Consider the following 13,951-nt stretch of genomic DNA (forward strand, 5'->3'; position numbering starts at 1 on the left):
TTCTTATTGATGGTGTCGACGATTCAACGGCTCTTGAGGTGAGTCACGTTGTCCTTCACTGAAACGTTGGCAGTATTCAAGTCCAGGCGTTCGCCGCTGGCGGCGTCAAACAGCAGCACCCGAGCCGGGTCGAACTGCAGGTTAAGGCTGTCACCGACCCGGCACGCCACATCCGGCGCCAAGCGGCAGCACACTTTGGTCTGGTTGAGGGTGACGAAGACCAAAAGGTCGGGGCCGGTAGGCTCGGTTACCTGCACCTCGGCGCGAATGCCCGGCAGGCCATTGCCCTCGCCGGTACCCAGGCTGATCTGCTCCGGGCGGATGCCGAGGATGACCTCGCGCCCGTCGAGTTCGTCGACGGCCATGCCCAACGGCAGCTCGCACCGTGCCTGGCCGCTGTCGAGCAGGGCCAGCAGGCGCCCGTCCTGCCTGGCCAGGCGCACCGGAATGAAGTTCATCGGTGGCGAGCCGATGAAGCTGGCGACGAACTGATTGGCCGGGTCGTTGTAGATCTGTTGCGGGGTACCGAACTGCTGAATGATGCCGTCCTTCATCACCGCAACCTTGTCGCCCAAGGTCATGGCCTCGATCTGGTCGTGGGTGACATACACCGTGGTGGTTTTCAGTCGCTGGTGCATCAGTTTCATTTCCGTGCGCATCTCGACGCGCAGCTTGGCGTCGAGGTTGGACAACGGTTCGTCGAACAGGTAGATCTTCGGCCGCCGCGCCAACGCGCGGCCCATCGCCACCCGCTGCTGCTGGCCACCGGACAACTGCGCCGGCTTGCGTGCAAGCAGGTGTTCGATCTGCAACAGCTTGGCCACACGGGCCACTTCCTCGTCGATCGCGGCCTGCGGCATCTTGCGGATCTTCAGGCCGAATTCGATGTTCTCGCGCACGCTCATGGTCGGATACAGCGCGTAGGACTGGAACACCATAGCGATGTCACGATCCTTGGGGCTCATGCCACTGACATCCTGATCATCGATGAGAATCGCGCCGCCGGTGATGTTTTCAAGGCCCGCGATGCAGTTCATCAACGTCGATTTACCGCAGCCCGAAGGGCCGACCAAAATCAGGAATTCGCCGTCCTTGATCGACAGCTGAATGTCCTTGAGGGTGTCCGGCAGGCCGCTGCCGTAGGTCTTGTTCACATTACGAAGTTCAAGCGTTGCCATGACTTACCCCTTGACCGCGCCGGCTGTAAGCCCGCGAACGAAATACTTGCCTGCCACCACATAGACCAGCAGGGTTGGCAGGCCGGCGATCATCGCCGCCGCCATGTCGACGTTGTACTCCTTGGCCCCGGTACTGGTATTGACCAGGTTGTTCAACGCCACGGTGATCGGTTGCGAATCGCCGCTGGAGAACACCACGCCGAACAGGAAGTCATTCCAGATCTGGGTGAACTGCCAGATCAGGCAGACCATGATGATGGGTGTCGACATCGGCAGGATGATGCGGCGGAAAATGGTGAAGAACCCGGCACCGTCCAGGCGTGCGGCCTTGACTAGCGCATCGGGAATGCTCACATAGAAGTTGCGGAAGAACAGCGTGGTAAAGGCCAGGCCATAGACCACATGCACCAGCACCAGCCCGCTGGTGGTGCTGGCCAGGCCCAGCTTGCCGAGGGTGAACGAGGCTGGCAGCAACACGGTCTGGAACGGCAAAAAGCAACCGAACAACAGCAGGCCGAAAAACAACTGGGACCCACGGAAACGCCACATCGACAGCACATATCCGTTGAGTGCACCAATGGCGGTCGAGATCAGCACCGCTGGCACGGTGATCATGATCGAGTTCCAGAAATAGCCGCTGACCGTGCCCCAGGCCTTGACCCAACCGATGCCGCTGACCACGGTCGGCCAGCTCAGCAAGTTGCCGGTACTGATGTCCTCCGGGGTTTTGAAGCTGGTCAGCAGCATCACCACAAGCGGCACCAGGTAAAGCAGCACGGCGATCAGCAACACCGCGTGGATGGCGATGCGGCTGATGCTCGGCAGCGGTTTTTCGATAGGGCTATGCATGGCGTTTGCTCCGCAGCTCCGAGTACAGATAAGGCACGAGAATCGCCAGGATCGCCCCGAGCATGAGGATGGCGCTGGCCGAGCCCATGCCCATCTGGCCGCGGCTGAAGGTGAACGAGTACATGAACATGGCCGGCAGGTCGGACGAGTAGCCCGGGCCACCGGCAGTCATTGCGGCCACCAGGTCGAAGCTTTTGATTGCAATGTGCGAGAGGATCATCAGCGAACTGAAGAACACCGGGCGCAGGCTCGGCAGCACCACGGTCCAGTAGATGCGTGGCAGGCTTGCACCATCCATCTGTGCTGCACGGATGATCGACTGGTCGACCCCGCGCAAGCCGGCAAGGAACATCGCCATGATGAAACCCGAGGCTTGCCATACGGCGGCGATGACCAGGCAGTACACCACGCGGTCGGGGTCGATCAGCCAGTCCAGGCGGAACCCTTCCCAGCCCCAGTCACGCAACAGCTTGTCCAGGCCCATGCCTGGGTTGAGCAGCCATTTCCAAGCGGTACCGGTGACGATCATCGACAGGGCCATGGGGTACAGGTAGATCGTGCGGATGAAACCTTCGCGGCGGATGCGCTGGTCGAGCAGCACCGCCAGCAGTACGCCGATGGCGAGGCTGATACCGATGAACAGCCCGCCGAACACCAGCAGGTTCTTGCTCGCCACCCACCAGCGATCGTTGTCGAACAGCCTGGCGTATTGCGCAAGGCCCGCCCACTTGTAAGTCGGCAGGAAGGTCGAGGTGGTGAAGGACAGGACGAACGTCCACAGGATGTAGCCGTAAAAGCCCACCAGGACGATGAACATGCTCGGTGCCAGCACCAGCTTGGGTAGCCAGCGCTGCAGCGCATCCAGGGGGGAGGCCCGCAGTTGGGCGGTTGCTGTAGTCATGATGTGATTACCCGGGGCCTGGGCAGCCCCTGTATTGACGGTACTGACCTCATCGCCGGCAAGCCGGCGCCCACCGGTACGCCACAGTGTTCAAAAGCATCGGAGCAACTGTGGGCGCCGGCTTGGCGGCGATGGGGCCATCAGGTTTTCACTTGGCCGATCTGATCGCCGCAGCCAGCTTCTTCGCTGCAGCTGCAGGGTCTGCCTTGGGGTCGTTGATGTAGTTGGTCACCACATCGAAGAAGGCGCCCTGCACGGCCAGCGTAGTGGCCATGTTGTGCGCCATGCTCGGCTGCAGGCCGCCGGTCTTGGCGTCGGCCATGAAGTCCTTGGCCGACGTCTGGGCGCAGGCGTCGAAGCCGTAGGCGCTCATGTCCGCGAGCATGTCGTTACGAACGGGAATGGAGCCTTTGTTGATGCTGAAGACCTTCTGGAAGTCCTGGCCAAGCACCTTTCTGGCAATGTCCTGCTGGCCAGCGGCCGTGCCTTCGTCGTTCTGCTTGAACACCACCAGCGAGTCGATGTTGTACAGGAAAGCCTTGTCAGTGCCAGGGAACGCTACGCACTGGTAGTCCTTGCCAGCGGTCTTCTTGGCCAGGGTCCATTCGCTCTTGGCCCAGTCACCCATGATCTGCATGCCGGCCTTGCCATTGATGACCTTGGCCGCTTCCAGGTTCCAGTCCTGGCCTTTGCCGTCGGGGTCCATATAGGTGGCGACCTTCTTCAGCTCGGTCAGTGACTTGACCATCTGCGGCCCGGTCAGCGTGGCTTCATCGAGGTCGACCAGCGCTTTCTTGTAACCGTCTGCCCCCATCACCGACAGGACCACACTCTCGAACACCGTGCTGTCCTGCCATGGCTGGCCGCCATGGGCGAGCGGGATGAAGCCGGCCGCCTTGAGTTTTTCGGCGGCGGCGTAGAATTCGTCGAGGGTGGTCGGCGCCTTGTCGATGCCGGCCTTCTTGAACACTTCAGGGTTGATCCACAGCCAGTTGATGCGATGGATGTTCACCGGCACGGCCACGTAGTCACCTTCGTACTTGACGGTATCGGCGACTTTCTTATCGAGCAGCGAGTCCCACTTCTCTTGCTTGGCCACATCCTTGAGCACATCCGGGTCCAGCAAGCCGGTGGAAGCCCATTCCTGGATGTCCGGCCCCTTGATCTGGGCGACACCCGGCGGGTTACCGGCCACCGCGCGGCTCTTGAGCACGGTCATGGCCGTGGCCCCACCACCGCCGGCAACAGCCCCATCCTTCCAGGTGAAGCCATCCTTCTCGACCTGGGCCTTGAGCACATCGACCGCCGCTTTTTCCCCACCGGAAGTCCACCAGTGCACCACTTCGACACTGCCTTTGGAGTCGGCGGCGAAGGCACTGAGCGGGAACAGGGAGGCGAAGGAAATGGCGGCAGCGAGGCGGAGAGTCGAATTCATCGGAGTACCTTTCTTGTTGTTATGCCGGGCAAGTCGAGCGCTTGCATTGCATGGAGTCTAATCAGAGTGCCCGCTGCGTCAGGTAACGAAGCGATGCGTGAATGTCATCGTTTGGTTACATTGCGCGCCAGTGCGCTGGCCAGGCTGGGAGCCAGGGGCAGCGTTGGCAGCAGTACAGCCTGGTAGGCGTGATAGAGGTCTGGCTTGCCAGCCCAGATCGTCGCCGCTGGCTGATTGTCCGGGCCGAGTTCGTGGTGCCAGCTTCCGGCTGCGCGGTCGATGAAGTGGGTGTCGATGAAGGCCCAGAAGCGCCGGTACCATCGTTCGTACTGTTGCTCGCCGGTTCGCCGCAGCAGCGCTGCGGCGCTGGCGCAGGCTTCGGCATGCACCCAGTGCAGGCGCTCGCGCACCCTGGGCCGATCGTCCCAGCCCAAGGTGTAGACGATGCCCTCGGCACCATCGACGCTCCAGGCATGGGTGCAGGCGTTGGCGAACAAGCCTCGCGCACAGGCCAGCAGCCATGCCGGAACGGGAAGCCCGGCCTGACGTCGTGCAGCTTCGAGGTGAAGGGCCAGACGGGACCACTCGAATGCATGGCCTGGCGTTGTGCCGTAAGGGCGGAAGTGGTCTGCAGGATTGTCTTGGTTGTATTCGGGGAGCGGTTGCCAGTGGGCATCGAAATGTTCGATTACCCGGTAGCCACCGGCGCCAGCATGGCCGTGAATGATGCGTTCGACGATACGCAAGGCGCGCTCTAACCAACGCACATCACCGGTCACGTCTGCCAGGGCGAGGAAGGCCTCGGTGGCGTGCATGTTGCTGTTGGCACCGCGATAGGCTTCGGGCTGCTGCCAGTCGCTGGAAAAGGATTCGCGCATAGCACCCTCCTCTTCGCTCCAGAAGCGCTCTTCGATGACCTGTATCGCCTGCGCCAGCAACCCCTGTGCGCCCGCAGCGCCCGCCACCACGGCAGAGCTGGCGGCAAGCGCGACGAAGGCATGCAGGTAAGCCGCCTTGCCATTGTCGCCCTGCCCGTGCGGCCGGGCGAACCAACCGCCGTACTCGGCGTCGCGCAAAGGCCCGCACAAGGCGTGTACACCGTGCTGCACCAATGCCAGGCAGCCAGGCGCCCCCTGGAGGTGGGCCAAGGCGAAGCTGTGGGTCATGCGTGCGGTGTTCATGGTTTCGGCGACAGCCGTAGGGGGCAGATTGCCGCGGGCGTCGAGATTGCCAAAACCTTCGGGGGCTTGCGAGGCCTTGGCGAAACAGAGCAGCCGCTGGCCCTCGCTTGCGAGCCAGGCGGTATGTTCCGGGGAATCGATGTAGTCCATGCTCCTGCTTCTTCCCTGTGTGAGGTTTGCAGATTCTAGCCAGCCGTCCTGGCTGGGATGTCACGAAGGCTTGCGGCTATGTCACCGATCGGTGACACAGCTTCACTCTACCTTCACTCAACGCCACGCGGCAGATGGAGGGTCACGCGCAACCCGCCCTCGCGCAAGTTGAGCAGGCTCACCTCCCCCCCATGGCTGTGGGCAATGTTGCGTGCAATCCCCAAGCCCAAGCCATACCCCTGCTGCTGCCCGGCCAGCCTGAAATGCGGCTCGAACACCTGCTCAAGGCGCTGCTGTGGCACGCCCGGCCCCTGGTCATCCACCTGCAGGACAAAACCCTGCGCGCTGTCGATGATGCGCAGGTGGGCACGCTCGCCGTATTTGATGGCATTGTCTATCAGGTTGCCGATGCAGCGGCGCAAGGCCAGCGGCTTGCCCGGGTACGGCGCCAGGGCCTGGCCTTCCACGGTGATGCGGCCATCCCCCAGATACGGTTCGGCGAGAATCTCCAGGACCTGGTTGAGATCGACCGGCTCGATGTTCTCGTGGATGTCAGTGTCTTTCACGCATTGCAAAGCGCCTTTGACCAACAGCTCCAGCTCATCGAGATCCTGACTGAACTTGGCCTGCATGCGCTCATCTTCCAACAGTTCCACACGCAGCCGCAGCCGGGTGATAGGCGTGCGCAGGTCGTGGGAAATGGCGCTGAACAACTGACTGCGCTCGGTGAGGTAGCGGCTTATACGCTCACGCATGCTGTTGAACGCTCGCCCGACCTCGACCACCTCGCTGCCACCGCCCTCGGGCACTGGCGCCACATCGGCGCCCAGCGACAGATCCCGCGCAGCCCGCGCCAGGCGTTTGAGTGGCCAGCTCTGCCAGTGCACCAGCAGGCCGATGAACAACAGCAGCAAGGCGGTGGTCAGGACGATGAAGCCGATCTGCTGGCGTGGCAGGCGCTCGGCTTCAAGGCCGGTGTAGGGCTCTGGCAGCAACGAGGCGATGTACAGCCACTCGTCTTCGCCCAGGCGAATCTGCGTGACCAGTACGGGCGGGTTGAGTGGCTCCAGGGTCAGCGAGTAATGCGCCCAGGAACGCGGCAGCTCATCGAGCTTGAGGCCGCTGTTGAAGATGCGCAGGTCATCGGGGGCGACGAACTCGACGGAAATTTCCATCTGGGCGCCCAGCCGTTCATGCAGTACCTGCTGAAACACTTCGATCACCGCCCGCTTGCGTGGCGTAAGGGGCAATACCGGCATGTCCAGGGGCTTGTCGTTGAGCGACACGAAAAAACGCGTCCCCCCCATGCTGCGCAACTGGTCCAGTACCATCGGCCGGTAGGCCACCGGCAAAGAACGGAAATAACTGACGCTGGCACTCATCGAATGGGCCAGGCTGCCGGCACTGGCGCGCAGGCCTTGCATCTGGCTGGCACGTAGCTGCGTGACCCAGATGACGCTGGACAAGCCCTGCGCCAGCAGCACCACCAGCAAGGTCAACAGCAGCATGCGCCCCAGCAGCGAGCGCGGCAGCAAGCGCCAGCGCCGCTCAGGACGCACAGCAGACATGCGCAGCCAGCAGGTACCCACTGCCGCGTACCGTGCGGATCAGCCGTGGCGGTTTGTCGGTGTCGCGCAGACGCTGGCGCAGGCGGCTGACCGCCATGTCAACGATACGGTCCAGCGGCATCGGCTCACGGCCACGGGTAGCGTTGCCGATGGTATCGCGGTCGAGGATCTGCTGGGGGTGATCGAGAAACAGCTTGAGCAGGGCGAAGTCGGCACCGGAAAGGATCACCTCTTCTCCATCGCGGTGGAACAGCCGGTGGCTGACCGTGTCCAGGCGCCAGTCGTCGAAGGCCAGCACCGCGCTGGCTGGGGCGGCCTGGCCGAATTCCGCGCGCCGCAGCAGGGCCTTGATGCGCGCCTGCAGCTCCCGCGGGCTGAACGGCTTGCCCAGATAATCGTCCGCCCCGAGCTCAAGGCCGATGACCCGGTCGGCCTCGTCGGAACTGGCGGTCAGCATGATGATCGGTACCCGCGACTGGCGCGGGTGCTGGCGCACCCAGCGACACAGGCTGAAGCCGTCCTCGTCGGGCAGCATCACATCGAGAATGACCAGATCGCAGTGAGTGTTTTCCAGAGCGTGGCGAAAACCTTGCCCATCGGCTTGGGCATGCACCTGGAAGCCAGCGCGGCTCAGGTAGGTTTGCAACAGCTCGCGGATTTCCTGATCGTCATCCACCATCAGGATCGATTTACCGGCAGTGCTCAAGGTGTCCCGCCCTCTTGTTGTCGCAGGTCTTTTGCCTGCTTCGGGGGCCGCTTCGCGCCCCAATCGCCGGCAAGCCGGCTCCCACCGATAGCGAGTGCCCCCATTGTTACCGAGTGCTCTCACTGATACCCAGTGCTGTAGCGACCTGCGTGGGAGCCGGCTTGCCGGCGATCGGGCCGCAAAGCGGCCCCCTCTCAATGATCCAGAGCCTGCTGTAATGCCACGCCAGCGCCCAGCAGTCCAGAAAACTCTGCCGTCACCAACCACACCGGCACACCCGCGAAATACCCGCTCATGCAGCCCTTGTCGGCAAAACTTGCAGCAAACCCGCTACGCATGAACAGCTCGGCAAACCGCGGAATCACACCGCCGACAATATAAACCCCACCGCGCGCGCCAAGGGTCAGAACATTGTTACCTGCCACGCGCCCGAGAAAGCGGCAGAACTGTTCGACGACCGCCAGAGCCCGAGGCTCACCACTCAGGGCGGCATCGGTGATTTCGGCTGGTGTCTTGTGCCGGACCGTATCACCGTCCAGCGCACAGATGGCCTGATACAAACGCAGCAGGCCGCCACCGCTGAGCACGGTTTCAGCGCTGACATGGCCAATCTGCCCGTGAATCTGCTGATGGATCGCCGCTTCGCGGGCATTGCCTACCGGCAGGTCGACGTGCCCGCCCTCACCGGGCAACGCCAGCCAATGCTGCTCACCCAGGCGCAGCAGGCTGCCGACGCCAAGGCCGGTGCCCGGCCCGATCACCAGTGCAGGTCGCGCCGGGTCGGCCTTGCCAGGGCACACCTGGCGCACCTCGTGCGCTTGCAGCCGGGTCATGCCCAGGGCCATCGCCGTGAAGTCGTTGATCAGCAGCAGCTGATCAACCTGCAAAGTCTTGCAGAACGCACTGCGGCTCAGCCGCCAATGATTGTTGGTAAAGCGAAACTCATCACCGTCGACCGGCCCGGCCACCGCCAGGCACACCGCCGACAACCCGCCACGGGCGATGCCTTGGCTGTGCAGGTAAGCTTCGATGGCTTGCTCCGGGCTGGTGTAGTCAGCGGTAGCGAAAACCTTCACCTGGTGCAGCTGGTTGTCACGCCACAACGCAAAACGGGCATTGGTGCCACCGATGTCGCCAACCAGCAGGTCCTTCATTTGAGGTTCTCCAGGGCCGAGGTAAAGGCGCTGGCGCCCTGCTCGGCCGAGCTGAACGCCATGCGCATGAAGCCGAACAGCTCGCGCCCGCAGCCCAGGTCGTTGCCCTGGGGCGGCGGGGGCAGGTCGCGGCTGGCCAGTTCCTCGGCCGACACCTTGAGCTGCAGCGTGCCTTCGACACCATCTACCCGCACGATATCACCATCGCGCACCCGTGCCAGCGGCCCACCATCGAAGGCTTCAGGGCAGACATGGATAGCGGCCGGGATCTTGCCCGATGCACCCGACATGCGCCCATCGGTGACCAGTGCGACTTTATAGCCGCGGTCCTGCAGCACACCGAGGAACGGCGTCAGCTTGTGCAGCTCCGGCATGCCGTTGCAACGCGGCCCCTGGAAGCGCACCACAGCCACGAAGTCGCACTCCAGTTCGCCGGCCTTGAACGCGTCAGCCAGCGACTGTTGGTCCTGGAACACCCGTGCCGGGGCCTCGACGACCTGATGCTCGGGGGCCACCGCAGACACCTTCATCACGCCGCGCCCAAGGTTGCCTTCCATCACCCGCAGCCCGCCTTCGGCCGAGAACGGCCGCGCCACTGGCCGCAGGATGCTCTCGTCCAGGCTCTGCTGCGGGCCCTCGCGCCAGACCAGCTTGCCGTTGTCGAGGAACGGTTCCTGCGTGTAGCGGCGCAACCCATGGCCGGCGACGGTGTTGACGTCTTCGTGCAGCAAGCCGGCATCGAGCAGCTCGCGGATCAGGAACGACATGCCGCCGGCAGCCTGGAAGTGATTGATGTCGGCCTTGCCGTTGGGGTAGACGTGGGACAGGGTCGGCACCACCTCGGACAGGTCGGCCATGTCCTGCCAGGTGAGTTGGATACCTGCCGCCTGGGCGATCGCCGGCATGTGCAAGGTGTGGTTGGTAGACCCGCCGGTGGCATGCAGGGCCACGATGGAGTTGACCAGCGATTTTTCATCGACGATCTCGCCCAAGGGCATGAAGCTGCCACTGGCCTTGGTCATGCGCGTCACTTGCTGCGCGGCCTCGGCGGTCAGCGCGTCGCGAAGTGGCGTGTACGGGTTGACGAAGGAGGCGCCCGGCAGGTGCAGCCCCATCACCTCCATCACCAACTGGTTGGTGTTGGCGGTGCCGTAGAAGGTGCACGTGCCCGGGCTGTGGTAGGACTTCATCTCCGACTCCAGCAGCTCCTCGCGGCTGGCCTTGCCCTCGGCATAGCGCTGGCGCACATCGGCCTTCTGCTTGTTGGAGATACCGGAAACCATTGGCCCACCCGGCACGAAAATGGTCGGCAGATGGCCGAAGCGCAGCGCGCCCATCATCAAGCCGGGAACAATCTTGTCGCAAATGCCCAGCATCAGCGCAGCGTCGAACATGTTGTGCGACAGTGCCACTGCAGTGGACATGGCGATCACCTCACGGCTGGCGATGGCCAGTTCCATGCCTGGCTCACCCTGGGTCACGCCATCGCACATGGCCGGCACACCACCGGCGAACTGGCCGACGGAGCCAACCTCGCGCAGGGCCTTCTTGATCTGTTCGGGGAAATGCACGTACGGCTGGTGCGCTGAGAGCATGTCGTTGTAGGCCGAGACGATGGCCACGTTGGCAGCGTTCATCAGGCGCAGGCTCTGCTTGTCGTCGGCGCCACACCCGGCCACGCCATGGGCGAAGTTGGCGCACTGCAGGCTGGCCCGCATGGGTCCGTCACTGGCCGCGCCGCGAATCAGCTGCAGGTAGCGTTCACGGGTGGCACGGCTGCGTTCGGTCAGCCGTTGGGTGACCTCAAGGATGCGCGGGTGCATGTACTGGACTCCAGGCTAGCGGTAAGGGCGGTTTACCAGGCATTTCCCCTCCAAACGATTGCGGCCTAGGCTCCTGTGTAAGAGACCCTGCGCATCGAGACGGCGGCATGCCCGACCACTCGTTGTATATTTAAACAAAATACTGCCAGTAAAAAGGCTTGTTTTCTATCGCTCAGTGAATAATCTTGTAATTCCAACAACAAAACCGTTTCAGTGAAGCTGCTTCGTGCCAAAGGTTTCACTCGAACTGCCAGAGGTACTGCCATGACACTACGTATCGCCATAAACGGATTCGGCCGCATCGGTCGCAATGTCCTGCGCGCACTGTATACCCAAGGCTACCGCCACGACCTGCAGGTCGTCGCCATCAACGACCTGGGCGACAGCAGCATGAACGCCCACCTGCTCAAGTACGACAGCGTACACGGTACATTCGATGCGTCGGTGCAAGCCGATCACGAGAGCCTGACGGTCAATGGTGACCGTATCGCGGTAAGCGCCATCCGTAATCCGGCCGAGCTGCCCTGGAAGGCGGAGGCGATCGACGTGGTGTTCGAGTGCACCGGGCTGTTCACCGACCGCGCCAAGGCCGCAGCGCACCTGGCAGCGGGGGCTGGCAAGGTGATCGTCTCGGCACCGGCCAAAGGCGCCGACGCCACCGTGGTGTACGGCGTCAACCACGACATCCTGCGTGCCTCGCACCAGGTCATTTCCAACGCCTCCTGCACCACCAACTGCCTGGCGCCGATCGCCCAGGTACTGGACCGCGAGTTCGGCATCGAGCAGGGGCTGATGACCACCATCCATGCCTACACCAACGATCAGGTGCTGACCGACGTCTACCACAGCGACCCGTACCGAGCGCGCTCGGCCACCCAATCGATGATCCCGAGCAAGACCGGCGCCGCCGAAGCCGTGGGCCTGGTCTTGCCAGAACTGGCCGGCAAGCTCACCGGCATGGCGGTACGGGTACCGGTGATCAACGTGTCGCTGGTCGACCTCACCGTCAACCTCAAGCGCGAGGCCACGGCCGAGCAGGTCAACCAGCTGTTCCTCGAAGCCAGCCGGCACTCCAAGGTGCTCGGCTACAATGCCCTGCCGCTGGTCTCCTGCGATTTCAATCACAACCCGTTGTCGTCGATCTTCGATGCCAACCATACCCGCGCCAACGGCAGGATGCTCAAGGTGCTGGCCTGGTATGACAACGAGTGGGGCTTCTCCAACCGCATGCTGGATAACTGCCTGGCGTTGTGCAGCGCCCGCTGAGCACGCCCGTTGCGCCAGGAACGACGTTGGGGCTGCTCAGCAGCCCTTTCGCGCCTTCACGCCGCGCCCTCAGACAATCTTTACCTTTTCCTAACAATTCCAGGCTTGACCTCCAGGCAAGATGATAAGCATTATCATTAACCTTTCGTCGGCCAGGTCCCCCTGTGAGTCAGTCCCGGTTCAATTCTGTCTTCCTCGTTCAGCGCCTCCCCCTACTGCGAACCTTGCAACGCATGGTGGGCAACCCCAGCACCGCCGAGGACCTGCTTCAGGAAACCTACCTGCGGGTGTCACGCGCCTTGGGGGAGCGGCCCATCGAACACCTTGAGCCTTTCGTGTTCCAGACCGCGCGCAACCTGGCCCTGGACCATCTGCGCGCACGCCGGGTGCAGGCGCGCATGCTGGTGGACGATGTGCCCGAAGAAATCCTCCACAACGTCGCCGCGCCGCTGAGCAGCAGCGAAGATGCCGCACACGCCGAGCAACTGCTCAAACACCTGAGCGTCAGCCTCAACCAGTTGAGTGAACGTCAGCAGCGTATTTTCATCCTCAGCCGCCTGCACGGTGCCAGCTACCTGGAAATTGCCGAGCAGCTGAATGTCTCGGCCAGCACGGTCCAGAAGGAACTGAAGCTGATCATGGCAATCTGCATGGGTGTAGCCGAACGCTTGAAGTGAGGCGAACGCTGGCTACCCTACTTCGGCGAAGCGCTTGCCACGCCCCGCCTAAGCCTTGATCATTCGGGAAAATCATTTCAAGGATTCACCGTGACCGACAGCTGCGCCCCTCGCCCGCCCACCAACGGGCCCAATGCCCGTGCCCGAGCGATGGACGAGGCGCTGGACTGGCTGGTACGCCTGCAATGCGCCACAGAAGCCGACACCCTGGCCTTCGAGCAGTGGCTCAGTGCTGCGCCGGAAAACGCCGAAGCCTACGTCGAAGCCGAAGCCCTGTGGAACGGTTCCCCCCTGCGTCAGGCTGCCATGAAGATGGACCAGGGCCGGCGACGCTCGGTAGGCGGGCGCCTGCGCGCCCACTGGAAACCCCTGGCCACTGCCGCAGTGCTGCTGGTCGGGCTGTTCACCGTCGGCAACCTGCCGATGCGCCTGCAAGCTGATCATCTGACCGTGGTGGGCGAGCGCCAGCGCCTGCAACTCGATGACGGCGCCAAGGTGCTGCTCAATACCGACTCGGCCTTCGCCAGCGACCTGCGCGACGGCCGTCAGGTGGCCCGGTTGCTACAAGGCGAGGCGTATTTCCAGGTACCCGGTGGCAGCCACCCCCCCCTGGAAGTTCAGGCCGGCCCGCTACGGGCACAGGTGCGCGACACCGATTTTGCCGTGCGCTACCTCGATGGCGAAGCACAGGTCCGGGTACAGCGCGGCGATGTCGACCTGCAGGCCGCCAGCGACCAGCGGATCCGCCTGAGCGCCGGCGACAGTATCAGCGTCGGCCCGAAAGGCTTCGGCCAGCGCCAGCGCCCGGACATGCACAAGGACCTCGCCTGGGTCGATGGGCGCCTGGTGTTCGAAAACTGCCCACTTAGCCAGGTGCTGGCCGAGGTGCGGCGCTATTACCCTGGCTGGATCATCAACCGCAACGCCCACCTGGGCGATATCGCGGTCACCGGCAACTACCGCCTCGACCAGCCGCTGGAGACCTTGCGCGCGCTGGCCCATATCACCTCGGCACAGCTGCACGAATACCCCGCCGTGGTCATCCTCAACTGACCTGAACATT

At 63.1% G+C, this 13,951-nt stretch carries 12 protein-coding genes; 3 read left to right on the forward strand and 9 right to left on the reverse strand.

Annotation, left to right across the window (positions count from 1 at the left end; translation table 11 throughout):
* Window positions 1-23 precede the first annotated feature (23 nt).
* The 9 genes from ACIPZH_RS04780 to edd all read right to left on the reverse strand — a co-directional run bounded on the left by ACIPZH_RS04780 (window position 24) and on the right by edd (window position 10,945).
* Window positions 24-1,178, reverse strand: a complete 1,155-nt coding sequence (locus ACIPZH_RS04780) for an ABC transporter ATP-binding protein (protein ID WP_400626191.1) — start codon at window positions 1,176-1,178, stop codon at window positions 24-26.
* 3 nt (window positions 1,179-1,181) lie between these two features.
* The gene (locus ACIPZH_RS04785; protein WP_241804287.1) at window positions 1,182-2,027 is read right to left on the reverse strand and encodes a carbohydrate ABC transporter permease; all 846 of its coding nucleotides are present in this window, start codon (window positions 2,025-2,027) and stop codon (window positions 1,182-1,184) included.
* On the reverse strand, window positions 2,020-2,928 hold the full coding sequence (locus ACIPZH_RS04790; protein WP_400635367.1) for a carbohydrate ABC transporter permease: 909 nt from the start codon (window positions 2,926-2,928) through the stop codon (window positions 2,020-2,022). Before ACIPZH_RS04790 ends, ACIPZH_RS04785 begins: the two co-directional genes overlap by 8 nt.
* A gap of 148 nt (window positions 2,929-3,076) precedes the next feature.
* The gene (locus ACIPZH_RS04795; RefSeq protein ID WP_400626188.1) at window positions 3,077-4,363 is read right to left on the reverse strand and encodes an ABC transporter substrate-binding protein; all 1,287 of its coding nucleotides are present in this window, start codon (window positions 4,361-4,363) and stop codon (window positions 3,077-3,079) included.
* A 104-nt stretch (window positions 4,364-4,467) separates the two neighbouring features.
* Window positions 4,468-5,694, reverse strand: a complete 1,227-nt coding sequence (locus ACIPZH_RS04800; RefSeq protein ID WP_400635369.1) for an AGE family epimerase/isomerase — start codon at window positions 5,692-5,694, stop codon at window positions 4,468-4,470.
* Between the two features lie 113 nt (window positions 5,695-5,807).
* Window positions 5,808-7,262, reverse strand: a complete 1,455-nt coding sequence (locus ACIPZH_RS04805) for an ATP-binding protein (protein WP_400626186.1) — start codon at window positions 7,260-7,262, stop codon at window positions 5,808-5,810.
* A complete protein-coding gene (gene gltR / locus ACIPZH_RS04810) occupies window positions 7,243-7,968 on the reverse strand; it encodes a two-component system response regulator GltR (protein ID WP_241804282.1) in 726 nt (241 codons plus the stop codon). The genes ACIPZH_RS04805 and gltR overlap by 20 nt, the downstream gene beginning before the upstream one ends.
* Before the next feature lie 194 nt (window positions 7,969-8,162).
* Window positions 8,163-9,122 carry a glucokinase gene (locus tag ACIPZH_RS04815; protein WP_400626184.1) on the reverse strand — a complete coding sequence of 320 codons (960 nt, stop codon included), beginning with the start codon at window positions 9,120-9,122 and terminating at the stop codon, window positions 8,163-8,165.
* Entirely contained in the window at window positions 9,119-10,945 is a 1,827-nt protein-coding gene (gene edd / locus ACIPZH_RS04820; protein ID WP_400635370.1) for a phosphogluconate dehydratase, read from the reverse strand. The genes ACIPZH_RS04815 and edd overlap by 4 nt, the downstream gene beginning before the upstream one ends.
* 264 nt (window positions 10,946-11,209) lie before the next feature.
* Between edd and gap the strand changes: the two genes are divergently transcribed.
* The 3 genes from gap (at window position 11,210) to ACIPZH_RS04835 (ending at window position 13,941) form a co-directional block, all read left to right on the forward strand.
* Window positions 11,210-12,211: a type I glyceraldehyde-3-phosphate dehydrogenase gene (gene gap / locus ACIPZH_RS04825; protein WP_241804279.1), complete on the forward strand. Its 1,002-nt coding sequence runs from the start codon at window positions 11,210-11,212 to the stop codon at window positions 12,209-12,211.
* 164 nt (window positions 12,212-12,375) lie between these two features.
* Window positions 12,376-12,888 carry an RNA polymerase sigma factor gene (locus ACIPZH_RS04830; RefSeq protein ID WP_241804278.1) on the forward strand — a complete coding sequence of 171 codons (513 nt, stop codon included), beginning with the start codon at window positions 12,376-12,378 and terminating at the stop codon, window positions 12,886-12,888.
* A 90-nt stretch (window positions 12,889-12,978) separates the two neighbouring features.
* Window positions 12,979-13,941, forward strand: coding sequence for a FecR domain-containing protein (locus tag ACIPZH_RS04835; protein ID WP_267818434.1), 963 nt, complete (start codon window positions 12,979-12,981; stop codon window positions 13,939-13,941).
* The last annotated feature ends 10 nt before the right edge of the window (window positions 13,942-13,951 follow it).

The organism is Pseudomonas sp. NPDC089758 (genome assembly GCF_044748705.1).
GTDB lineage: Bacteria > Pseudomonadota > Gammaproteobacteria > Pseudomonadales > Pseudomonadaceae > Aquipseudomonas > Aquipseudomonas putida_X.

Bases quoted from the DNA above. Each gene is read 5' to 3' on its own strand.
- ACIPZH_RS04795 (WP_400626188.1), bottom strand. From the start codon at position 4,363: ATGAATTCGACTCTCCGCCTCGCTGCCGCCATTTCCTTCGCCTCCCTG.
- gap (WP_241804279.1), top strand. From the start codon at position 11,210: ATGACACTACGTATCGCCATAAACGGATTCGGCCGCATCGGTCGCAAT.
- ACIPZH_RS04800 (WP_400635369.1), bottom strand. From the start codon at position 5,694: ATGGACTACATCGATTCCCCGGAACATACCGCCTGGCTCGCAAGCGAG.
- ACIPZH_RS04805 (WP_400626186.1), bottom strand. From the start codon at position 7,262: ATGTCTGCTGTGCGTCCTGAGCGGCGCTGGCGCTTGCTGCCGCGCTCG.
- ACIPZH_RS04785 (WP_241804287.1), bottom strand. From the start codon at position 2,027: ATGCATAGCCCTATCGAAAAACCGCTGCCGAGCATCAGCCGCATCGCC.
- ACIPZH_RS04780 (WP_400626191.1), bottom strand. From the start codon at position 1,178: ATGGCAACGCTTGAACTTCGTAATGTGAACAAGACCTACGGCAGCGGC.
- ACIPZH_RS04815 (WP_400626184.1), bottom strand. From the start codon at position 9,122: ATGAAGGACCTGCTGGTTGGCGACATCGGTGGCACCAATGCCCGTTTT.
- edd (WP_400635370.1), bottom strand. From the start codon at position 10,945: ATGCACCCGCGCATCCTTGAGGTCACCCAACGGCTGACCGAACGCAGC.
- ACIPZH_RS04790 (WP_400635367.1), bottom strand. From the start codon at position 2,928: ATGACTACAGCAACCGCCCAACTGCGGGCCTCCCCCCTGGATGCGCTG.